Here is a 21,066-nt window from a genome sequence, read left to right as displayed (position 1 = left end):
GCTCCAGGCAATTCCCGCGCACCGCCGATTGCGCCCGGCAGCTGCCAGAAGACCATGGGTTCTTACAATCGGCGCGATTGAGAAACAGCCGGCCCCTGCGATGCGGGGCGGGTTGATACTCGCCGGTCATCACCCCATCTGCAACCGTGCGCGGACAGCTATTCCAGCTGGGCGCCCCTTCACTATTCATTGCTGCCATGTCGAACTCCCAACACGCCAAAGTCATGATTCTCGGCTCCGGCCCGGCCGGCTACACCGCTGCCGTCTATGCCGCGCGCGCCAACCTGAACCCGGTGCTGATCACCGGCATCGCCCAGGGCGGCCAGCTGATGACCACGACTGAGGTAGATAACTGGCCTGCCGACGTGAACGGCGTGCAGGGCCCCGAGCTGATGCAGCGGTTTCTGGAACATGCCGAACGCTTCAAGACGCAGATCGTGTTCGACCACATCCACACCGTGGACTTCAGCAAGCGGCCTTTCACCCTGACCGGCGACAGCGGCACCTACACCTGCGACTCGCTCATCATCGCCACCGGCGCATCGGCCAAATACCTGGGCCTGCCATCGGAAGAAGCGTTCATGGGCAAGGGCGTGTCTGGCTGCGCCACCTGCGACGGTTTTTTCTACCGCGAGCAGGACGTGTGCGTGGTGGGCGGCGGAAACACCGCTGTCGAAGAAGCGCTGTACCTGTCGAACATCGCCCGCAAGGTCACGCTGGTGCATCGACGCGATCGCTTCAAGGCCGAGCCGATCCTGGTGGACAAGCTCAACGAGAAAGTCGCGGCCGGCAAGATCGAACTCAAGACCTTCCACACACTCGACGAGGTGCTGGGCGACGCCACCGGCGTGACAGGCATCCGCGTCAAGAGCACGGTGGACGGCAGCACGCAAGACATCGCGCTGCAGGGCTGCTTCATCGCCATTGGCCATGCGCCCAATACCGAGATCTTCAACGGCCAGCTGACCATGGAAAACGGCTACATCGTCACGCAGGGCGGCCTCAAGGGCTTTGCCACGCAGACCAGCGTGCCGGGCGTTTTTGCTGCGGGCGACGTGCAGGACCATGTCTATCGCCAGGCCATCACCAGCGCCGGCACCGGCTGCATGGCGGCGCTGGATGCGCAGCGCTTCCTTGAGCAAGATGGCGTGATCTGACGCTCTCGGGCTATAATCCGCGGCTTTGCTGATTTCAATGCGCTCATCTCATGAGCGCTGCGACTGAAAAGCAATCGGGTTACCGCCACCCCTTCTGGCGAGGTGAGGCCGTGATGCACGCCCCGCAGTCTTGACTGCAGGGCCCCCGCAAACCGGCCGTTGAAAATATATCGGAGTGTCCTCATGGCACGCGTATGTGAAGTCACGGGCAAAGGCCCCATGGTCGGGAACAATGTTTCCCACGCCAACAACAAGACCAAGCGCCGGTTCCTGCCGAACCTGCAATACCGCCGTTTCTGGGTGGAGAGCGAAAACCGCTGGGTGCGTCTGCGCATTTCCAACGCCGGTCTGCGCTTGATCGACAAGAACGGTATCGACGCTGTGCTCGCAGATCTGCGTGCACGCGGCCAGGCTTAATACAGGAGACCGACCATGGCAACCAAAGGCGGACGCGACAAGATCAAGCTGGAATCCACTGCGGGTACCGGCCACTTCTATACCACGACCAAGAACAAGAAGACGATGCCCGAGAAGATGCTGATCATGAAATTTGATCCCAAGGCTCGCAAGCACGTCGAGTACAAGGAATTGAAGCTGAAGTAATCAGCCTCGCACCTTGCAAGAAGAAACCGCCCACTGGGCGGTTTTTTTATGCGCGCTATTTTTTTATCGTTGCTGCGCAGCCAGCAACTCACCCAGCGTGCGGTAGCCGGCCTCGACCCGTGGGGTGAAGGGCATGCCGCAGCTCATGCGCAAAAAGTGTTCATAGCGCCCCGTGTTGGAGAACATTGAGCCAGGTGCCACGCGAATGCCGCGCGCCAGGGCGTCGTCGTAGAGCCGGCTGGTCGACAGCCCCGCTGGCAGTTCCATCCATAGGCTGATGCCGCCTGGCGGCAAGCTGAGCCGGGTTCCTGGTGGAAAGTAGCGGGCGATGGCGTGAGCGCCCGCTTCGCGCTGCTCGCGCAATTGGGCGCGCATGCGACGCATGTGACGCTCATACGCGGGCGAGTCCACGCTGCGCGCGGCCAACAGCTGCGACCACGATTGCATGTTGCGCGTGCGGGCGAACTTGATCATCTGCACCCGTGCGTGCCAGCGGCCGGCACTCATCCAGCCCTGCCGCAAGCCCGGCGCAAAACTCTTGCTGAGCGATGCGCAATAGATCACCTGGCCCGCGTCGCCCGGCCGGTCCCACGCCTTGGCCGGCCGCTGGGGCGCGGGCGACTCGACGAATTCCCGGTAGATGTCGTCCTCGATCAGCGCCAGGCCGTATTCAACACACAGCGCCACCAGTCGCTCCTTGTGGCTCTCGGGCATGACACTACCCAGCGGCATCTGCAGATGCGGCACGACCACCACGCCCTTGAGGCGCGGCTCGTTGCGCGCAGCCAGTTCCAGCGCCTCCAGCGAGATGCCGGTGCGAGGACTGCTCGGAATCTCCAGCGCCCGCAGACCGCGCACCTCAATGGCCTGCAGGATGCCAAAAAATGTGGGGGATTCCACCGCGATGACGTCCCCCGGGCTGGCAACGGCATCCAGCGCTAGGTTGACCGCTTCCGAATTGCCGTGCGTCGCGCCGATTTCTTCTGGCGCCAGATTGACGCCGAAGCTGAGCGCATGGCGCGACATGGCCTGTTGAAATTCGGGGTGCGTGGTCGGCGCGGAGGGGCCATAGACCAGCACGTCGGGCTGTTCACGCAGCAGCCGCGTGGCAAGCCGGTTCAGAGCCGCTGCATCGAACAGGCTGGGCGCGGGCATGGCGCTGCCCAGGTCGAGCACGCCGGGCCCGGCCAGGCGAGCCTTCTCCAAAAACACCGAAATACGCTCGTTGATGCCCGCGAAGATTTGCGGGTCTGGTGGCAGCGGTTCGTGCACCTCGGGCTCGCGCACGGCAGGCAGGGAATCGGTGCGGTGTGCACTGCGCACGAAGTAGCCCACCCGCTCGCGGGCTTCCACGCAGCCCTGCGACTCCAGATGCCGCAGCACCTGCAGCGCCGTGGTCAGGCTGACATCATGGCGCTGGCACAGCTCGCGCACGGAAGGCAGCCGCATGCCCGGCGCCAGGCTGCCGGCGGCAATGGCCTGTTCGTAAAGAGCCGCCAGCTGGCGATAGCGCGGCCCCTTGCTCGCGGGTGGCGCCAGGGGCGCCTCACCGGCGATGGCCGACGGAAAGGAATCGACGGATTGAAGAGTCATGGAATTCAGCGCAGGCATAACGGCGGCGAGATGATGATGCCCCAGCCGCTGGTGACAGAACAGATACAGGCAGGCGCACAAAGCACCATAACAGCGTAGAAAAAATCGATGCTGTTATGGGCCCGTGTGGATGAGTGTGTGCCTGCCGCCGACCAGCGATGCGTCCTACGCTGGAGGCTGTTTCATAGCCCTTCGCACCGAGGACATTCCCATGCCTTCCAGCCCCGCCGAACTACCCCTTGAACAGCGCAGCAGTTCCACCCTGCCCCCTGGCGCGTCACGCAAGGCCCTGCCCGCCCGGTCCAGCACATGGCTGTGCTTGCCACCAGGCGCCACGCTGCGCGCAGAACGCGGGCGCCTGGCAGTGTCTACCGGCCCAGTGATGTGCGGACAGGTGCTGCTCACCCACGCGATGTCCCAGATGCTGGATGCGGGCCATTGCTGGAACGCCCAGGCAAAGAGCGGCGCGACCTGGGTGCACCTGGCGAATGCCGGCCCGGGCGCAGCATGGGTGACCATGACGCTGCCCGAGCAGGCCGTGGAGCGGCAGGGCGCGGGATGGATCAGCGCTGGCCTGGCCCTGGCGATCCGCGTGCTCCGCCGGCGGGCGGGCTCCCATCCCATCTCGGGCACGGCGCCGCAGGCCTGATTCGCAAAAAGCGCAGCGACTTCAGGCTTGGGCGGCGCGCAGCCGCAACGAGAAGTCGCGCAATGCCGCCACGCCGCTGTCTTCCGCGCGCCGGCACCAGGCCTGCAGGTCGGCCGTGAGCTGTTCGCGCGAGCGCGAGGTGTTGAGCCACAGCTGGCGCAGCTCTTCGCGCATGGCCACCATCTTGTCGAGCACCGGATAGGCCTGCCGGGCCAGAGCGATCTGCTCGCGCGCCTGGGCGGGCACCTTGTCGTCGTCGCGGTGCAGCCAGCGTCGTGCGGCCTGCAGCACGGAGGCGTCGGCCTTGCGGGCCTTGAGCGCAGCCAGTTCTTCGCGGCAGGCCTGGCGCACGCCGCGGGCGTAGCCGGCCATCACCTCGTAGCGGTGGGCGATCAGGGCTTCCAGCGTCTTTTCGTCGGCTTGCTGTTTGACGTCGCCCAGCCGCAGCTTGGGCGGCACCTTTTTCACCGTGGCCCAGCCGACGGAGCGCAGCAGGCGGATGTACATCCAGCCGATGTCGAATTCGTACGGCTTGACCGAGAATTTGGCGGCCGTGGGATACGTGTGGTGGTTGTTATGCAGCTCTTCGCCACCTATGACCAACCCCCAGGGTACGAGGTTGGTCGATGCGTCGCTCGCCTCGAAGTTGCGGTAGCCCCAGTAGTGGCCCACGCCGTTGACGATCCCCGCCGCCCAGAACGGAATCCAGAGCATTTGCACCGCCCACACCGTGGCGCCCAGCGCGCCGAACAGCGCCAGGTTCAGCAGCAGCATGAGAGAGATGCCCAGCGCGCTGAATCGGGTGTAGACGTTGCGCTCGATCCAGTCCTGCGGCGTGCCGTGGCCGAACTTGGCCACTGTCTCCGCGTTGTGCGACTCGGTGCGGTACAGCTCGGCGCCGCGCCACATGACGGTGTCGAGCCCGCGCGTCTGCGGGCTGTGCGGGTCTTCTTCGGTGTCGCATTTGGCGTGGTGCTTGCGGTGAATGGCGACCCATTCTTTGGTGACCATGCCGGTGCTCAGCCACAGCCAGAAGCGAAAGAAATGCGACGGCGCCCGGCCCAGTTCCACCGACCGGTGGGCCTGCGCGCGGTGCAGGAAGATGGTGACGGCAGCGATGGTGATGTGGGTGGTGGCCAGCGTGTACAGCAACACTTGCCACCAGGCTAGGTTCCACGCGCCGTGGGCCAGCCAGTCGATCGCGGCATCGAGCACCGCCCAGTCAGGTAAAGACATCGTGACTCCGTCTTGAAAATGAGCAGGTGGCCCGAGGCCGGTCAGCCATTGACGGTGGCCGCCAGCAGCCTCAGCCCTTGCGCGTCCACACCGCGGCGAAGAAGCCGTCGGTTTTGTGGACATGAGGCCACAAGCGCAGATTTCCAGTGCCCGTGGCGCCGCCGCTGCACAGGCGCTCTGCGTTCTCCACCTTCAGCTGGGTCAGCAGCGCACCCGCGTCGGTGGGCTCGAAGTCGGAGTGCGCAGCGGTGAAGGCATCGGCGATGGCCTCGTTTTCCTGCGGCAGCACGCTGCAGGTGGCGTACATCAGCCTTCCGCCCGGCTTCAACAGCCGTGCCGCACTGTCCAGAATGGCGGTCTGCTTGGCCGCCAGTTCCTGCAGCGCTTCGGGCGACTGGCGCCACTTCAAATCAGGGTTGCGGCGCAGCGTGCCCAGGCCCGAACAGGGCGCATCGACCAACACGCGGTCGATCTTGCCGGCCAGGCGCTTGACGCGGTCGTCGCGCTCATGCGCGATGGCGGCCGGGTGCACGTTCGACAGCCCGCTGCGTGCCAGGCGCGGCTTGAGCGCGTCGAGCCGGTGGCCCGACACGTCGAAGGCATAAAGACGCCCGGTGTTGCGCATGCTGGCACCCAGCGCCAGCGTCTTGCCGCCGGCGCCAGCGCAAAAGTCGACCACCATCTCGCCACGCTTGGCATCCAGCAGCAAGGCCAGCAGTTGCGAGCCTTCGTCCTGCACCTCGATGGCGCCGCGCACGAAGGCCGGCAGCTTGGTCAGCGCAGGTTTGCCGTCCACGCGCAGGCACCAGGGCGAATACGGCGTGGCGACGGCCTTGATGCCGGCTTGCGACAGCTCTTTTTGCACCTCGGCACGTTTGTCCGACAAGGCGTTGACGCGCAAATCGAGCGGCGCGCTTTGCTGCAGGCTCTCGGCCAGCGCCCAGAAGCCGTTGCCCAGCTGCTCTTTGAGCGGCGGCACCAGCCATTCGGGCAGGTTATGGCGATGGCGCTCCATCAGATCGTCCGGCGGCACGGCGTCGCACTGCTCCAGCCAGTTCTTTTCCTGGTCGTTCAGAGCGCTTTTCAGAAAGTCGCGCGGGCCGTGAAAGCCCAGAATGGCCAGGCGCCGCTCCTTGGGGCCGCTGCCGGACCGGGCCAGCTGCTCGAACAGCAGCTTCTTGCGCAGTACGGAATAAGTGGTTTCTGCCAGGGTCGCTCGCTCGCGCGGGCCCAGCGACTTGTGGTCGCGAAAGAAACGGGAAACGACGGAGTCCGCCGGGTGTTCGAAGGTCAACGTCAGCCTGATGAGTTCAGCGCAGGCGTCCAAAAGGGCTTTAGGGTGCATGGGGCGATTGTCCCATTGCAACCCGCCGTGCCGGCTGGGCACCCCCGCAAGCCCGGACAGGACAGCACGGCAGACCCGGTGGAATGGAGGAGCCCACCATCATTTCAAGCATGAAAAACGGCTGTAGCGTTTGTTCATAAAGCGTTTATAGCTATAATTTTAATAGCAACTGAAGAAAATACATGGAAATGACCATCCCCCAAGACGACGACCTGCCGGCCCTGCCCCATCTGCCCGCAGGGCGTTACCGCCATTACAAAGGCGGCCTTTATGACGTGGTGGGACTGGCGCGGCACAGTGAAACGCTGGAGCCGATGGTGGTGTACCGCGCGCTCTACGGCTTCCATGGCTTATGGGTGCGGCCGGCGGCAATGTTTCAGGAAACGGTGGTCATCGAAGGGGTGACGCAGCCCCGGTTTGCGCCCATCGCGCAGTGACGGCTTGGGCTTGGCGCACAACCAAAGCAGCGCTGGCAGCACACGGGGCTTGACGCCAGAAGTTACTCGATCAACAGCGGCTTGAATGAGTTTTTATGGCGCACCTGCTTGCCAGCACCCTTCGCCCGGTCCTACAGACGCAGGCGGGCATCAGCGCCATCCTTCAGGCTTCGCAGGCGTTTCGCAATGATGACCCACTGGGGTGCATGCAAGTTACAACGCATGCCGTTTTTTCGAAAGAACATTCCCCATGGGCTATTTGCTGCAATGCCGTGCAGGCGAGACACCGCGCACCAAAGTAGCTGGTTTCTATCGCACCCAGGCCCTGGCCGAGGCGATGGTGCACCGTGCCTTGCGGCTGCCAGGAATGAAGTTGGGCCAGGTTCGCATGCTGGGACCGCATGACGCGCACCACTCCGGCCGTGACCTGATGCTCAGCCCGCCTGAAGCGCGACGCAAACGCGGGCTCGTGCGCACGGTGATGCGTGCCCGCAGTCTGGCCGGCTTGGCAGGCGCGTTGGCTGGCCTGCTGGTGGGAGGCCTGATTTCTGTACCACCTGCCCACGTGAAGCTGATTCACCAACTGCGCTCGGCACTGCGCGCGGGCGAATGGGCGGTGGTGCTGCATCCGTCCGATGCGCACCAGGCAACGCTGTCGAAAGACCTGCTGGACAGCAGCATCGAGCCGATGATTCGCCCGGCCTAAAACCTGGTCCAACGGCCGGCGGCGCAACGCGCCTGGCCTCGAAAATACAAGCCAAATCAGGCTCTAGCGCTTGATACATAAGCGCAGGCAGCTATCAATTAATGAGTAGTCCCAGTACGGCCGGCGGATAGATCGCGTGCTCTTGCGCCAGCACCCGCGCGGCCAGGGTCTGCGCCGTGTCGCCTGCCAGCAACGGCACCACGCCCTGCGCCACGATGGGGCCGGCATCCAGATCGGCCGTCACCTGGTGCACGGTCGCACCCGCCACTTTGCAGCCCGCGTCGATCGCCCGCTGGTGCGTATGCAGGCCCGTGAACGCCGGCAGCAGCGACGGGTGGATGTTCACCAACCGGCCGGCGTAATGCGCCACGAAGCCTTCCGTCAGGATGCGCATGAAGCCTGCCAGCACCACCAGCGCGGGCTGGTGCGCGTCGATGGCGGCGGCCAGCGCGGCATCGAACGCCTCGCGCGTGGCGTGCTGGCGGTGGTCGACAACCTGCGTGGCAATGCCCTGGCGACGGGCGAATTCCAGCCCCTCGGCGCTGTCCTTGTTGCTCAACACGGCGGCCACCCGCACGCCGTGGCGTCCCGCCCAATCCTGCTGGTGCGCCGCCTGAACGATGGCCGCCATGTTAGAGCCAGCGCCGGAGATCAAAATCACGATGTTCTTCATTTGTCCGCAATTATCCCGCCCACCATGCCCTTCGATCCCCGCGTTCAACCCCTCACCCCTGCCCAGGCCCGCGTGCTCGCCACGCTGATGGAGAAGTCGCGCACCGTGCCCGACAGCTACCCGCTCACACTCAACGGCGTGGTCTCCGGCTGCAACCAGAAGTCCAGCCGCGAGCCGGTGATGCAGCTGACCGATGGCGAGGCGCAGGAGGCGCTGGACGGCCTGCGCCAGCGCACGCTGTCAGTCGAGATAGGCGGCAACCGCGCCACGCGCTTCGAGCACAACTTTCCCCGCGGCGTGGGCGTGCCCGACCAATCGGCCGTGCTGCTGTCGCTTTTGATGCTGCGCGGGCCGCAAACCGCGGGCGAGTTGCGCATCAACGCCGAGCGCTGGCACCGCTTTGCCGACATCTCGTCGGTGGAAGGGTTTCTGAACGAGCTGGCCGAGCGCAATGAAGAAAAAGGCGGCCCGCTGGTCGTGCTGCTGCCCCGCGCGCCCGGTGCGCGCGAGCCGCGCTGGGCGCACCTGCTGTGCGGCCCGGTGGACGTGGCCAGCCTGGCGGCGTCGGCGCAGGCAGGTGGCGACAGCGGTGGCGGTGGCAGCAACGCCCTGGCCGGCCGCGTGGCCGCGCTGGAGGAAGAAGTCGCCCAGCTGCGCGGCGTGGTGCAGCAGCTGTGCCGGGAGCTAGGCATCGAGTCGCCGGCCGCAGCCGTGTCACCGCCCGGACAGGAGTGAAAAGAACGACCGTGCTACAACGGCGGGATCGGTCGACAAAGGCCTTCCAGACTGGAGACAAGCCGCATGGATCTCGCATTCACCCCTGAAGAACAGGCTTTCCGCGACGAGGTGCGCGACTGGGTTCACGCCCATCTGCCGCAAGACATCGCCCACAAGGTGCACCACGCGCTGCGCCTGTCCAAGGACGACCTGCAGCGCTGGGCCAAAATTCTGGGCAAGAAAGGCTGGCTGGGCTACGGCTGGCCCAAGGAGTTCGGCGGCCCGGGCTGGACGGCCGTGCAAAAGCACCTGTTCGAGGAAGAGTGCGCGCTGGCCGGTGCACCGCGCATCATTCCGTTCGGCCCGGTGATGGTCGCGCCGGTGATCATGGCCTTCGGCAATGCCGAGCAGCAACAGCGCTTTCTGCCCGGCATCGCCAGCGGCGAGGTCTGGTGGAGCCAGGGCTACAGCGAGCCGGGCTCGGGCTCGGACCTGGCCTCCGTCAAGACCCGCGCCGAGCGGGTGGGCGACAAATACATCGTCAACGGCCAGAAGACCTGGACCACGCTGGGCCAGCACGGCGACTGGATGTTCAACCTGGTGCGCACCAGCACCGAGGGCAAGCCGCAGACCGGCATCTCCTTTTTGCTGCTGGACATGAAGTCGCCCGGCGTCACCGTGCGCCCCATCAAGCTGCTGGACGGCGAGTGCGAGGTCAACGAGGTTTTCTTCGACAACGTGGAAGTGCCCGCCGAGAACCTCATCGGCGAAGAGAACAAGGGCTGGACCTACGCCAAGCACCTGCTCAGCCACGAGCGCACCAACATCGCCGACGTGAACCGCAGCAAGCGCGAACTGGAACGCTTGAAGCGCATCGCCCAGGCCGAAGGCGTGTGGGAGGACGCTCGGTTTCGCGACCAGATCGCTCTGCTGGAAGTGGACGTGGTGGCGCTGGAAATGCTGGTGCTGCGCGTGCTCTCGGCCGAGAAGTCGGGCAAGAACTCGCTCGACATTGCCGGCCTGCTCAAGATCAAGGGCAGCGAGATCCAGCAGCGCTATGCGGAGCTGATGATGCTGGCGGCCGGGCCGTTCAGCCTGCCCTTTATCGAAGAGGCCATGGAGGCCGGCTGGCAGGGCGACGCGGGTGCTGGAGCCCTGGGCGGATTTCCCGGCGGCGAGGTGGCCAATGCGCCGCTCGCATCGACGTACTTCAACCTGCGCAAGACCACGATCTACGGTGGCTCCAATGAAGTGCAGCGCAACATCGTCGCTCAAACCGTGCTGGGCTAAGCCCTTCGACAAGCTCAGGACGAACGGAGACAAAAAATGGATTTCGATTTCTCTGAAGACCAGCAATCCCTGCGCGACGCGGTGCGCCGCTGGGTGGACAAGGGCTACACCTTCGAGCGCCGCCGCGGCATCGTGGCGGCGGGCGGGTTCGACCGGGCGGCCTATGCCGAACTGGCCGAGCTGGGCCTGACGGCGCTGACGGTGCCCGAGGCCCATGACGGCCTGGGCCAGGGCGCCGTCGATGCGATGGTGGCAATGGAGGAACTAGGCCGCGGCATCGTGCTGGAGCCTCTCGCCCAGACCTTCGTAGTCAGCCGCGTGCTGGCCGACTACGCGCCCGAAGCCCTGCAGGCCGACTGGCTGCCCCGTATCGCCAGCGGCCAGGCGCTGGTGGTGCTGGCCCATCAGGAACGCAAGGCACGCTACCGCCTCGACGTTTGCGAATCAAAAGCGGACCTAGCGCCCGATGGATATGCGCTGACAGCTATCAAAAGCATAGTACCTGTCGGCGATCAGGCAGACGCCTTTCTGGTGCCCGCGCAACTCGATGGCCGCATCGCCCTCTTCCTGGTTGAACGCTCTGCAAAGGGTGTGAGCACCAGCGGCTACCGCACGCAGGACGGTAGCCGCGCCGCCGAGGTGCGCCTGGACAACGCGCCGGCCACGCTGGTCACCACCGACGGCCTGGCCGCGCTGGAATTGGCAGTGGACATCGGCATCGCCACCACCTGCGCCGAAGCCGTGGGCGTGATGGACCAGACCGTGGCGCTGACCGTGGACTACATGAACCAGCGCAAGCAGTTCGGCGTGCCGATCGCCAGCTTTCAAGCGCTGCGCCACCGCGTGGCCGATGTGAAGATGCAGCTGGAACTGGCACGCTCGATGAGCTATTACGCCAGCCTGAAGCTGGGCGCAGCCCCCGAAGAACGCCGCCGCGCCCTCGCACGCGCCAAGGTGCAGCTGGGCCAGTCGATGCGCTTCGTGGGACAGCAGTCGGTGCAACTGCACGGCGGCATCGGCGTGACGGATGAATACATCGGCAGCCATTACTTCAAGAAGCTAACGCAGCTGGAAATGGCCTGGGGCGACACGCTGCACCACCTGGGCGAGGTGTCGGCCCGCATGCAAGAGACGGCTGGCGTGTTCGCCTAGCCGCTTGCAGACACCCCTTTGTCATGCCCGTGGATTCCACTGTTCACGGGCATTTCTTTTTTCCCCTGGAGCATTCACATGAGCAATCTCTTTTTGCAACGCCGATCCCTGCTGGCGGTCGCAGCAGCAGCCGGTATGGTTCTGGTGGGCTGCGGCGGTAGTTCCACCGAGGTTCGGCCCGTCGTCTTCGTGCATGGCAACGGCGACACGGCGGCGCTGTGGCAGACCACCGCATGGCGCTTCGAATCCAATGGCTGGCCGCGCGACCGGCTCTACGCCATCGACGTGCCCTACCCGCTCGCGCGGGACGACGACACCGTGGCCCAGGCGGGCCGCACGTCTACGGCAGAGCACATGGCTTATCTGAAGAGCGAAGTGGACAAGGTGCTGCAGGCCACCGGCGCCAGCCAGGTCGTGCTGGTGGGCAATTCGCGCGGTGGTTACGCCATTCGCAACTACATCCAGAACGGCGGGGGCGACAAGACGGTGAGCCACGTCATTCTGGGCGGCACGCCCAACCACGGCGTGTGGGCCATCCCCGGCTTTCGCGAGGGCAGTGAATTCGCGGGCACCGGGCCTTTTCTGCGAGGCCTGAACGCCCCCAAGAACGCCGCTGGAGACGAGGTGAGCGGCCCGGTGCAGTGGATGACCATCCGCTCGGACAGCAACGACAAGTTCGCGCAGCCCGACGGGGTGTGGATCGGCCTGCCCGGCACAGCCACCAACGTCACGGCGGCCGGACCGGAATTGAAAGGCGCCCAGAACGTGGTGCTGCCGCGCGTCGATCACCGCGAGACTTCGTTCTCACCCGCGGCCTTCGAAGCGACCTACCGCTTCATCACGGGCACCCCGCCGCTGCGCACGGACATCGCCACCGAAAATTCGGTGGTTCTGAACGGCAAGGTCACCGGGCTGGGACTGGACTCGACCAATCCTGCGTCTGGCAGCTTCAGCAACAACCTGCCACTGACAGGCGCGCAGTTGCAGGTGTATGCCACCGACCCGGCCACCGGCGCTCGCAGCGGTGCCGCATTGCTCAGCCGCACGGTCGGCACCGATGGCGTATGGGGGCCGTTGACCGTACCCGCTGGCGTGCCGGTCGAGTTCGCCATCTCCGCTCCAGGCTACGCCACGACGCACATCTACCGCAGTGGCTTTCCGCGCGGCAGCCAGCTGGTCCATCTGCGCGCCGAGCGCATCGCCGATGCGGACAAGGCAGCAGATTCCATCGTCACCCTGAACCGCCCCCGCGGCTACCTGGACCCCGCCCGCGACCAGATGCTGCTGGACGGTGCGCCGCCTCCCGGTGTGCCTGCAGGCGCCGGGGTGTCGTCCGCCAAGGTCAAGCCTGCAGGGGGCCAGCGCCCCATCACCGCAACGTTCAACGGCGAACGCGTGACCGGGCAGACCTGGCCTGCCGCGCAAGGGCATGTGGTGCTGCTGGAGATCACCCGATAACACCGGGCTTTGATTGGCTGCGCGGAGAGCGCATGCCACTAAAAAGCCCCGCAGGGCGCACCTGCGGGGCTTTTTTCTTGCTCGGTCGGCCAAGAAGCCGCTTAGCCTGTCAGTGCCGATGCCCCTCGTGGCTCGCGCTCTGCTTGAGGCTCTCCACGATGTTCACCGTGATGCCATTGGGCAGCACCATGTCCGAGGGCTTCATGCCCGCCTTGCAGTCCCCCAGGCGGCGCCCGCTGAACTGGGTCACCCCCGGGCTGCTGTTGGCGACGGGCTTTGAATAAGCCACTTCAAATTCACCCTGGTAGGACTGCTGAAAGTCACCGCTGAGCCGAATGCGCGCGGTGACCCGGTTGTCATGCACGAAGCACACTGTCTGCACGGTGAATTGGGCGCCCTTCTTCTTGACCGCCGTCTCGTGGCAATGCTCCTGGCCAGGCACCACGGCCAACATGGTCACGGCATCCACGTCGTTCGTCGTGCACTGCAGAACCTTCTGCTGGCGCATGACGGACTGGCCGGCTCCGACGATCGACACCTCCCACAGGCCGGGCTTACGCACCGGCAGGACATCGGCATGGGCCAGCGGCACCACGACGACGCCGAACGACAGTGACACGGCGGCAACGGCAAAGGGGATTTTTTTCATGGATCGAGACAAGTAGAGTGCCAGAGACCCACACAGGGGCTCTGGCACGGTTCGAAAGTGCACCTGTGCACTTCGGATCGAGGGCTTCGGCTGCGTCAGCCGCCGAATCGGCGCCGGTGCACCCAGGCCATCAGTGCCAGCAGGGCCGACAGAATGATCATGCCCCACTCGGACAAGGTGGGGATGGACGCAGGGCCTGCCGCCATGGCCGGTGCGAACCGGAACACCGCCGTGCAATCAGCCGCCACCGCTGGCACGGTGTAGGTGGTGAAGTCTGCGTTGAAGCTGCCGCCCGTGCAGGTGCTGGAGGCATCCAGCGCCGCACGCATCCCGGCCCCGGGAGCCAGCGTGAACACGGCGCTGGCGCCGGGCATCACGGACTGGGACGCCGGCGACACCGTGCCGGTGCCCGACAGCACCGATCCGGTCACCACCGGGTTGGGCACGAAAGCGAACGCTGCGGAGCAAGCGCCTGCCACTGCGGGGATGGTGTAGACCGTGGTGTCGGCACTGAAGCTGCCGCCGGTGCAAGTGCTGCCGGCCGCAAGGGTGGCGCGCTGCCCGGCCCCAGGGGTGAGCGTGATCACCGCCGTGCCGCCCACGGCCACCGACTGCGATGCAGGGCTGACTGTGCCGCTGCCCGAGGCCACCGATGCAGTGACCGCCACGGGGCCGATGAACACGAAGTTCACCGAGCAGTTAGCCGCCACCGGGGCGATGGTATAGGTCGTGCCGGACCAGGTACCTGCAGGGCAAGTGCCGGTGGGCGTGCCGCGGGTGTAGCCAGTGATGGGCGTGACCACGTAGGAGGCAGAGCCACCGGTCACCACCGTCTTGGGCGCGTTGGGCGTGATGGAGCCCCCGGTGCCGACGGTGGGCGTGACCGTGGCCACGCCGGTATTCACAAAGCTGAAGTTGACCGTGCAGTTTTGCGCGATGGCGTTGGTGGTGTAGGTGCTGCCCACCAGGGCGCCACCGGTCTGCGTGCCACCGGCTGCACAGCTGTCGGTGATGACGGGGGCGTAGCCCGCGTTGGGTGTCACGGTGAACGACGTGGTGCCGCCCGGTGCCACGGGCTGCGTGACCGCAGGGCTGACCGAGCCGTTCGCGCCCACAACGGGCGTCACGTCCAGAGGCACCGTGAAGTTGGCCGTCACGGTCTTGGAGGCATCCATGGACACGGTGCAACTGGTGGCGGTGCCCGAACACCCGCCGCCGCTCCAGCCCGAGAAGATCGAGCCCGAGGGCGCAGTGGCGTACAGGATGACCTGCGAGCCGCCCGGCGCGTCGGTGGTGCAGGTGGCGCCGCAGGTGATGCCCGAAGGCACCGACGTCACCGTGCCCGTGCCGATTTTGTTGACTGCGAGATTGAACAAACCCAGGCCCACGGGGTCGGAATCCGTGGCGGTGTTGTTGGAGCTTTCACGGTCCTTCACACTCACCGGCGCGGTCACCGTGGCGGTGTGCAGGATAGTGCTGGCGCCGCTGCCGGCAGGGTCGGCCTGCGCGGAGATCGTGTACGTGAGAGTGCCGCCCACCGGAACGGGGTCCGGCAGGATCTGGCTCACCGCGCCGGAGCCCGAAGGCACCGGGCAGACTGCGCCGCCGGTAGCAGCACAGGTCCAGGTGATGTTGGTCAACGAGGCGGGAGCGGACTCCTGGATCGTGGTGCCAGCCGGCACCACCGTGGGGCCGAGGTTGGTCACGGACATGGTGTACGTGAGGGCCTGGCCCCAGATCACTGCACTTTGCCCATCAGACAGGCTCACGCTCAGGTCGACCAGGGGGTCCGTCGTGATCTGGCTTTGCACCAGCGGCCCCAGCAAGGGCGAGATGGCATCGCCCACGATGGAATAGTTGCCGTGGTTGATGGGGCCCGTGGTGGTATCTGGTGTGATGAACGACAGCGGGATCGTTCCGTTGCTGCCCGGGTTGAGCGTTCCGACCGGGCACGACACCGTGTAGATCTGGTTGCCTGCCGCCCCGGACGTATTGACCGTGCAGGAGCCCGGCACGCTGGCCGTGTCCACACGCAGGTTCTTGGGGGTTCCGGCCGTGTTGTCTTGCGGAGACACGATGGTCACCACCGTGCTCGTCAGTGGCACGTCACCCTGGTTCGAATAGGAGTACGTGTACGCCACGCTGCTGCCGGCGGCTGCGTATTCAGGCGTATCGGCCTTGATGCCAGGGCCGGGCAGATTGGTGAGCCCTGCTCCGGAATCCACGTAGATGTGGCCGGAGTGCCCGCTCTGGCTGCAGCCCGCGGCGATCACCGTGACCTTGATCTGGTCGCCCACATCGAGCACACCCGCACCCGGCGCGATGTCGATGGTCTGCCAGTTGGTGTACTGAAAGCCGCCCACGGACTGCCATGGCACGCCCGACTGGCCGGAAAAGTTGAAGGTGTAGAACAGCTGCTTGTTCTTCGTGATGTTGTAGACCTCCACGAAGAAGTACGGCTGCTCTGCCCCCGGATGCCCGGGGTTCTGCAGCACCGGGGCGATAGCGAAGCGCACGTGCGCCTTGCCGTCCGAGGGGTCCACGTCGCCCAGCGTCATCACGGCCGTCTGGTCGATGGACGCAGCGCGGTTCTGGGCACCGAGGTAATTGATCCGCGCGCTCTTGGCGCCGTACAGCGGAAAACGCACCTGTCCGTTGACATTGGTGTCAGAGCCATTGCCCACCGCATCGGTCGGCGCCGGTGTGGAGGTGGTGTTGAATGTCAGCCCGAGATCACTTTCGGTATCCGGCGGGAAATTGGCCAACGGAATACCGGAAGCCGGTACACGCAGATGCCGGACGTTCCAGCTTGCCAGGTCGTTCTCGAAGCCGCCATTCAGGAAAGCCGCGCGCGCAGAGCCTGCCGTGGCCGCAAGGACCAGCAAACCCAACAGCAGCAGGCACCAGTGGCGCAAGAGCCTGGAAGGCCCTTCGCGCATTCCGAAAGGAAAAATCTTGGGGATCAATTTGCCATCTCCTCTGTGAACCAATCTCTGTTGTCAAACCTGCAGGCCGAGTTCGGCCCAGGCTGCGCCCTGCCTTGCGGCATGCACAACCAAATAAATGGGGGGGGGTGGGGAATAGGTGCGGTTGCTGAGGCGTTCGTCGCCCCGTCAACCGGCGGGCGCAAGGGGTGTCAATTCATATTGCAAACACGAGCCCTTTTCCAAAGACCGCCCGCACCGGCAATGCCAGGCCGGTGTCGGCCATCGTCTTGCGCCGCAGGCGCGTCAAGGCCGACTCGATGCGATGAAAGTCGTCGTCCAGATTGCGGTCGCCCACGGCCTGTACCAGCGCCTGTTTGCTGACGACCGCACCCGGCGTCTGCATCAGGCACCCCAGCAACTCCAGCTCGCGTGTGGTAAGGACGACCGCCTGCTGATTGGGAGCAAGCAGCACACGGCCCACGCCATCAAGTCGCCACGGAGCCACGGCGCCCGAGCCGCCGCCAGTGTGCTGGCGCTTTCGGCGCAATTGGGACCGGATGCCCGCCACCAGTTCCTGCATGTCCACAGGCTTGACGAAGTACTGAAGGGCTCCTGAATCCAGCCCGAGAATGCGGCTCTCGACCTCTGCGCGAGCAGTCATCAGAACGGTGGGAATGCCCTGGTCCGCCAGCCGTCGCACAAGGCTCAGCCCGTCTTCTCCCGGCAGTCCGATATCGATCACGGCGAGATCCACCTTGTTGCGCAACAATTGGACGTAGAAGTCCTCTGCAGACTCCGCGCCCCACGAGTCGAATCCGCAATGTGCGAGATAGCGCCCCACGTTGACGCGGATGTCTTCATCGTCTTCGACAACGGCAATCGTGAATTCAGGGACCATGGACCAACGAGAAACAACGTAAACAAGGGATGCTTAAATTGTCACAGCGAGTTAGCTGCGCAGCCACGCACGAAGACTCACAAATACTCACATTCCAATTCCCATGGCCTATTTACAACGCTCGCATTACCGGCTTTTGATCCGTCTTCTGATGTGCTGGTTGTTGGTGGTGGCGGTAACCGGTGTCGGCACCTCTGCTGCCGCCGCAGCTACGGCTACAGCACCTTTGGAGTTGGGATGGGACATTCCCGTCCAGCGTATTGACGACCGAGACAACGCACTCACCCCTGACGAGGTCGTGCGCATGAGCGCCGGGGCCGGCGCCCCCGAGCTTCGGCACCCACTTAATGCCGGCTACATCCATCACACGGTCTGGCTCAGGTTCCAGGCGCCCGCTGCGCCCCCGCTTGAGGAACGCTCCTTGTGGCTGCTTGCAGAGCCGACCTACGTCGATTCCATCACGGTCTACCAGCCCAGCGGAGCCGACGGGGCATGGCGCGCGCAATCCGGCGGAGACTTTGTGCCCGGAAATCTCAAGCATGGCGTGAGGCAGCCGCTGTTTGAATTGGTACCCAACCAAGTGACTTTGGTGCGTATCCACACCACCAGCGCCATGCAGTTGCGCGCGCAGGTGCTCACGTTCACAGCGCTGCAACAAACCCTGCTGGCAGACGAGCGCACCCTGGGCGTGTTTTTCGGCGTGCTGCTCGCGATGCTGACCGGCATCATCGGAACGGCCATGGTGGTGCGCATCCCCAAACTTTGCGGCCTAGCGGTGCTCTGCACCGTGAGCTGCGTGCACGTGTTCAACGTCCGCGGCTACTTCAGCCTCTGGACGCCAGCCGGCTGGACGGTGTGGGCAAGCCATGCCGTCGGCATGAGCGCCTTTGCGCTGACTGCGGCCCTCGCCTTCCAGATCAAGCTGCATTTGACGTCACCCCGGCAGTACCCTAAAACGCGCGGCTTGTTGAATGCGCTCATCGCCCTAGCCTTGGTGGGCATGGCCAGCCCGGCCATAGGCTTCTATGGCGCCGTGGCCTCGTTGAATTTGGTGATGCTGGCGCTGTGCGACATCGCCGCCATCGCTCTGTGCGTGACGGCCTTGCGCCGCAATCCCAAAAGCCTGCAGCACGCCTTTTTGCTGGCGGCCTATGCGATGCACGCAATTGCAGGAGGACCCATCGCCCTTGCTTTGATCGGACAGATGCGATCCAGCCTGGACGTCAACATCGTCTGGCAGGCGGAAATTTTTCTGTTCACCGTCTTGGTCGCATGCGCCATCGTCATCGAGATGGTGAAGCGGTACGGCCAGGCGGAAGCCGCCAAAGACCGGGCGCTGGAACACTTGGCGGAGTCCGAGCATTTGCTGGAAGCACGGATTGAGGAACGCACGTCGGAGCTGTCCATCGCCCAGGCCGCCCTTGCCCAGGCGCTTGACAGCGAGCGCACGCTACGGCAAGAGCAACGGCAGTTCTTCCAGATGATCAGCCATGAGTTCCGTACGCCACTTGCAGTGATCGACAGTGCTGCAGCCGAGCAACTGGCATTTCCCTCCGCTGACCTGAAAAACCAGAAGGAGCGTGCGGCTCAGATACGCCGGGCATGCAGGCGCCTGTCCTCGTTGGTGGACAGCTGCCTCATAAACGACCGAATGGACACCGTCGGCTTCAGCATCCATCCGTCGCCAGCCTCCGTCACCGAACTGCTTGAACACGCGGCTCAACTCGTCCACTGGTCACCACGCCATAGCCTGCATCTGTTTGCACACGCTGCACCGGAGTCGTGGATCTGCGATGCTGCTTTGATTCGCATCGCTTTGTCCAATCTCGTGGACAACGCCGTCAAGCACGCCAAAGCGGGAGAAATATTTATCAGTGCAGTCAAAAACGAAGCGGGTTTGCTGGAGTTTTCGGTGGCTGACGATGGCTCGGGCATTTCGCTCGACGTGATGGACAAGATGTTTGAACCGTTTGAACGCGGCAGCCGCACCGACCAAACGCGCGGATTCGGTTTGGGTCTGTGGGTAGCTCGTCGTGTGGCTAGGCTGCACGGTGGCGATCTTCAGTTGACGTCCAGCATGAACCAGGGGGCATGTTTCAAACTGACCATTGCGAATCAGCCAATTGGCCGCTGAAACGGGCATTCCAGATTCCGGGATAATCATGACCACCATTTCATGCAGCCGGGCCCAGCGCCCGGCTCTTACTTTTCAGAGTCCATGAGCGCTATCGCCCCCCAAGCCGACCCTAATCGCAAGCATCTCGAAACCGCGCGCACGCAGATCGCCGAAGGCAAACTGCAGGAGGCCGCCCTCACGCTCAACAAGGCGCAGCGGAACATCCCCAACGACCCTCGCGTCTTCATGCTCGCTGGCCTGATGGCGGAAAAAGCGGGCAACCTGCCCAAGGCCATCGAATCGTTGCGCCACAGCGTGGCTATCTCGCCGGACTGGGGCCCTGGCTTGCTGGAACTGGCGCTGATGCTGGCCCGGCACAACCAGAATCAGGAAGCCGTTGAACTGGCCGAAAAGGTTGCGGGCGTGGAGCCCGGCAATCTGATGGTGCTGGCAGGCGTGGTGGACATCGCCCATCGCGTGGGTCACACCGAAATGGCCGTGCGGCACCTGCAGCGCGGCCTTGAACTGGTGCCAGGCGATGTGCAGTTGCGCCGCCTGCTGGCGCGCGACCTGTCCACCCTGGGCCGGCATGCCGAGTCGCTGGACGTATGGAGCGCCCTGATCGCTCAAGACGGCGACGATACCGAGGCCCTGCTGGGCCGCGTGCAGGTGCTGCTGGCTGCCGAAAAGCCTTCGCAGGCCGTGACCGACACCACCCGCTTGCTGGAGCTGGCGCCTGGTGACTCCGTCTACGCCTACTACAACGCGCTGGCACACGGCGTGACGCCGGCACACCAGCCCACCGAACTGAACCGCAACTTGTTCGACAACCTGGCTGAAATTTACGACCAGCACACCGTGCGTGGGCTGGGTTACCAACTGCCCAAGATCGTGGCAGGCAAGATCCTGGCGCGCTTTCCGGACAAGAACCTCAACGTCCTGGACCTGGGCTGCGGCACGGGCCTGCTGGGCGTGTGCCTGGGCCGGCTGGACGGCTATCTGATCGGCGTGGACATCTCCAAGAAGATGATCGAGCAGGCATTCCGCCACGATGTGTACGACCGCTTCCACACGGTGAACCTGCTGGATGCACTGCGCGAGACGCCCGGCGACATTTACGAGGTGATGGCGGCGCTGGACGTGTTCATCTATGCCGGCGATTTACGCGAAGCCATTCCAGATGCCTTCCGCATCCTCAAGGCCGAAGGCGATCTGTTTTTCTCGTGCGAGAGCGCCGCAGAAGACGGCCCCGACCTGGTGCTGCAAGGCAATGGCCGTTACGCACACAAGCGCAGCCACGTGCAGCAGTTGTGCCGGGACGCCGGCTTTCAGCCAGTGGAGATCGAAGACATCGTGCTGCGCAACGAGGGCGGCACGCCGGTGAATGGCTTCTTGGTCACGGCCCGCAAGCCGGTCTGATCGACGTCACTGCCGGAGCCACAGAGAAAACGCCCGCACCG

19 protein-coding genes are annotated in these 21,066 nt (G+C 64.7%); 12 read left to right on the top strand and 7 right to left on the bottom strand.

Annotation, left to right across the window (positions count from 1 at the left end):
- Window positions 1–197: 197 nt before the first annotated feature.
- The 3 genes from trxB to rpmG all read left to right on the top strand — a co-directional run bounded on the left by trxB (window position 198) and on the right by rpmG (window position 1,760).
- Window positions 198–1,157: a thioredoxin-disulfide reductase gene (gene trxB, locus RQI28_RS18105; RefSeq protein WP_311223757.1), complete on the top strand. Its 960-nt coding sequence runs from the start codon at window positions 198–200 to the stop codon at window positions 1,155–1,157.
- A 183-nt stretch (window positions 1,158–1,340) separates the two neighbouring features.
- Entirely contained in the window at window positions 1,341–1,574 is a 234-nt protein-coding gene (gene rpmB / locus RQI28_RS18100) for a 50S ribosomal protein L28 (protein WP_056667014.1), read from the top strand.
- A 15-nt stretch (window positions 1,575–1,589) separates the two neighbouring features.
- Window positions 1,590–1,760: a 50S ribosomal protein L33 gene (gene rpmG / locus RQI28_RS18095; RefSeq protein ID WP_311223758.1), complete on the top strand. Its 171-nt coding sequence runs from the start codon at window positions 1,590–1,592 to the stop codon at window positions 1,758–1,760.
- A 63-nt stretch (window positions 1,761–1,823) separates the two neighbouring features.
- On the opposite strand, the gene RQI28_RS18090 is transcribed toward rpmG, so the two are convergent.
- A complete protein-coding gene (locus tag RQI28_RS18090) occupies window positions 1,824–3,353 on the bottom strand; it encodes a PLP-dependent aminotransferase family protein (protein WP_311223759.1) in 1,530 nt (509 codons plus the stop codon).
- Between the two features lie 211 nt (window positions 3,354–3,564).
- On the opposite strand from RQI28_RS18090, the gene RQI28_RS18085 reads away from it, so the two are divergent.
- Window positions 3,565–4,002 (top strand): hypothetical protein, encoded by a 438-nt coding sequence (locus RQI28_RS18085; RefSeq protein WP_311223760.1) that lies wholly within the window; start codon window positions 3,565–3,567, stop codon window positions 4,000–4,002.
- 21 nt (window positions 4,003–4,023) lie between these two features.
- On the opposite strand, the gene RQI28_RS18080 is transcribed toward RQI28_RS18085, so the two are convergent.
- Window positions 4,024–5,238, bottom strand: a complete 1,215-nt coding sequence (locus RQI28_RS18080) for a fatty acid desaturase (protein ID WP_311223761.1) — start codon at window positions 5,236–5,238, stop codon at window positions 4,024–4,026.
- Between the two features lie 70 nt (window positions 5,239–5,308).
- Window positions 5,309–6,583, bottom strand: a complete 1,275-nt coding sequence (locus RQI28_RS18075; protein ID WP_311223762.1) for an RsmB/NOP family class I SAM-dependent RNA methyltransferase — start codon at window positions 6,581–6,583, stop codon at window positions 5,309–5,311.
- Window positions 6,584–6,771: 188 nt separating this feature from the next.
- On the opposite strand from RQI28_RS18075, the gene RQI28_RS18070 reads away from it, so the two are divergent.
- On the top strand, window positions 6,772–7,020 hold the full coding sequence (locus tag RQI28_RS18070) for a DUF1653 domain-containing protein (RefSeq protein ID WP_311223763.1): 249 nt from the start codon (window positions 6,772–6,774) through the stop codon (window positions 7,018–7,020).
- Between the two features lie 250 nt (window positions 7,021–7,270).
- On the top strand, window positions 7,271–7,726 hold the full coding sequence (locus tag RQI28_RS18065) for a hypothetical protein (protein WP_311223764.1): 456 nt from the start codon (window positions 7,271–7,273) through the stop codon (window positions 7,724–7,726).
- Window positions 7,727–7,820: 94 nt separating this feature from the next.
- On the opposite strand, the gene purN is transcribed toward RQI28_RS18065, so the two are convergent.
- Entirely contained in the window at window positions 7,821–8,399 is a 579-nt protein-coding gene (gene purN, locus RQI28_RS18060) for a phosphoribosylglycinamide formyltransferase (RefSeq protein ID WP_311223765.1), read from the bottom strand.
- Between the two features lie 24 nt (window positions 8,400–8,423).
- Between purN and RQI28_RS18055 the strand changes: the two genes are divergently transcribed.
- From RQI28_RS18055 to RQI28_RS18040, 4 genes are all read left to right on the top strand, one after another.
- Window positions 8,424–9,134, top strand: coding sequence for a YceH family protein (locus tag RQI28_RS18055; RefSeq protein WP_311223766.1), 711 nt, complete (start codon window positions 8,424–8,426; stop codon window positions 9,132–9,134).
- 66 nt (window positions 9,135–9,200) lie between these two features.
- Complete coding sequence (locus tag RQI28_RS18050; protein ID WP_311223767.1) at window positions 9,201–10,406, top strand: acyl-CoA dehydrogenase family protein; 1,206 nt, start codon at window positions 9,201–9,203, stop codon at window positions 10,404–10,406.
- A gap of 36 nt (window positions 10,407–10,442) precedes the next feature.
- A complete protein-coding gene (locus tag RQI28_RS18045; RefSeq protein WP_311223768.1) occupies window positions 10,443–11,558 on the top strand; it encodes an acyl-CoA dehydrogenase family protein in 1,116 nt (371 codons plus the stop codon).
- Window positions 11,559–11,636: 78 nt separating this feature from the next.
- Window positions 11,637–13,016, top strand: coding sequence for an alpha/beta fold hydrolase (locus RQI28_RS18040; protein WP_311223769.1), 1,380 nt, complete (start codon window positions 11,637–11,639; stop codon window positions 13,014–13,016).
- 109 nt (window positions 13,017–13,125) lie between these two features.
- Here RQI28_RS18040 and RQI28_RS18035 read toward each other — a convergent pair whose 3' ends face one another.
- From RQI28_RS18035 to RQI28_RS18025, 3 genes are all read right to left on the bottom strand, one after another.
- Window positions 13,126–13,665 carry a DUF3617 family protein gene (locus RQI28_RS18035; protein WP_311223770.1) on the bottom strand — a complete coding sequence of 180 codons (540 nt, stop codon included), beginning with the start codon at window positions 13,663–13,665 and terminating at the stop codon, window positions 13,126–13,128.
- A gap of 95 nt (window positions 13,666–13,760) precedes the next feature.
- Window positions 13,761–16,631, bottom strand: coding sequence for an IPTL-CTERM sorting domain-containing protein (locus RQI28_RS18030; protein ID WP_311223771.1), 2,871 nt, complete (start codon window positions 16,629–16,631; stop codon window positions 13,761–13,763).
- 175 nt (window positions 16,632–16,806) lie between these two features.
- Window positions 16,807–17,490, bottom strand: coding sequence for a response regulator transcription factor (locus RQI28_RS18025; RefSeq protein WP_311223772.1), 684 nt, complete (start codon window positions 17,488–17,490; stop codon window positions 16,807–16,809).
- A gap of 103 nt (window positions 17,491–17,593) precedes the next feature.
- On the opposite strand from RQI28_RS18025, the gene RQI28_RS18020 reads away from it, so the two are divergent.
- The gene (locus RQI28_RS18020) at window positions 17,594–19,624 is read left to right on the top strand and encodes an ATP-binding protein (protein WP_311223773.1); all 2,031 of its coding nucleotides are present in this window, start codon (window positions 17,594–17,596) and stop codon (window positions 19,622–19,624) included.
- Window positions 19,625–19,708: 84 nt separating this feature from the next.
- Entirely contained in the window at window positions 19,709–21,025 is a 1,317-nt protein-coding gene (locus tag RQI28_RS18015; protein ID WP_311223774.1) for a tetratricopeptide repeat protein, read from the top strand.
- The last annotated feature ends 41 nt before the right edge of the window (window positions 21,026–21,066 follow it).

Origin of the sequence: Acidovorax sp. WCS2018Noco2-16 (assembly GCF_031843945.1) — a bacterium.
GTDB lineage: Bacteria > Pseudomonadota > Gammaproteobacteria > Burkholderiales > Burkholderiaceae_C > Paracidovorax.
This window is presented reverse-complemented; position numbering and strand designations above follow the sequence as displayed.

Bases quoted from the DNA above. Each gene is read 5' to 3' on its own strand.
- trxB (WP_311223757.1), top strand. From the start codon at position 198: ATGTCGAACTCCCAACACGCCAAAGTCATGATTCTCGGCTCCGGCCCG.
- rpmB (WP_056667014.1), top strand. From the start codon at position 1,341: ATGGCACGCGTATGTGAAGTCACGGGCAAAGGCCCCATGGTCGGGAAC.
- rpmG (WP_311223758.1), top strand. From the start codon at position 1,590: ATGGCAACCAAAGGCGGACGCGACAAGATCAAGCTGGAATCCACTGCG.
- RQI28_RS18090 (WP_311223759.1), bottom strand. From the start codon at position 3,353: ATGACTCTTCAATCCGTCGATTCCTTTCCGTCGGCCATCGCCGGTGAG.
- RQI28_RS18085 (WP_311223760.1), top strand. From the start codon at position 3,565: ATGCCTTCCAGCCCCGCCGAACTACCCCTTGAACAGCGCAGCAGTTCC.
- RQI28_RS18080 (WP_311223761.1), bottom strand. From the start codon at position 5,238: ATGTCTTTACCTGACTGGGCGGTGCTCGATGCCGCGATCGACTGGCTG.
- RQI28_RS18075 (WP_311223762.1), bottom strand. From the start codon at position 6,583: ATGCACCCTAAAGCCCTTTTGGACGCCTGCGCTGAACTCATCAGGCTG.
- RQI28_RS18070 (WP_311223763.1), top strand. From the start codon at position 6,772: ATGACCATCCCCCAAGACGACGACCTGCCGGCCCTGCCCCATCTGCCC.
- RQI28_RS18065 (WP_311223764.1), top strand. From the start codon at position 7,271: ATGGGCTATTTGCTGCAATGCCGTGCAGGCGAGACACCGCGCACCAAA.
- purN (WP_311223765.1), bottom strand. From the start codon at position 8,399: ATGAAGAACATCGTGATTTTGATCTCCGGCGCTGGCTCTAACATGGCG.
- RQI28_RS18055 (WP_311223766.1), top strand. From the start codon at position 8,424: ATGCCCTTCGATCCCCGCGTTCAACCCCTCACCCCTGCCCAGGCCCGC.
- RQI28_RS18050 (WP_311223767.1), top strand. From the start codon at position 9,201: ATGGATCTCGCATTCACCCCTGAAGAACAGGCTTTCCGCGACGAGGTG.
- RQI28_RS18045 (WP_311223768.1), top strand. From the start codon at position 10,443: ATGGATTTCGATTTCTCTGAAGACCAGCAATCCCTGCGCGACGCGGTG.
- RQI28_RS18040 (WP_311223769.1), top strand. From the start codon at position 11,637: ATGAGCAATCTCTTTTTGCAACGCCGATCCCTGCTGGCGGTCGCAGCA.
- RQI28_RS18035 (WP_311223770.1), bottom strand. From the start codon at position 13,665: ATGAAAAAAATCCCCTTTGCCGTTGCCGCCGTGTCACTGTCGTTCGGC.
- RQI28_RS18025 (WP_311223772.1), bottom strand. From the start codon at position 17,490: ATGGTCCCTGAATTCACGATTGCCGTTGTCGAAGACGATGAAGACATC.
- RQI28_RS18020 (WP_311223773.1), top strand. From the start codon at position 17,594: ATGGCCTATTTACAACGCTCGCATTACCGGCTTTTGATCCGTCTTCTG.
- RQI28_RS18015 (WP_311223774.1), top strand. From the start codon at position 19,709: ATGAGCGCTATCGCCCCCCAAGCCGACCCTAATCGCAAGCATCTCGAA.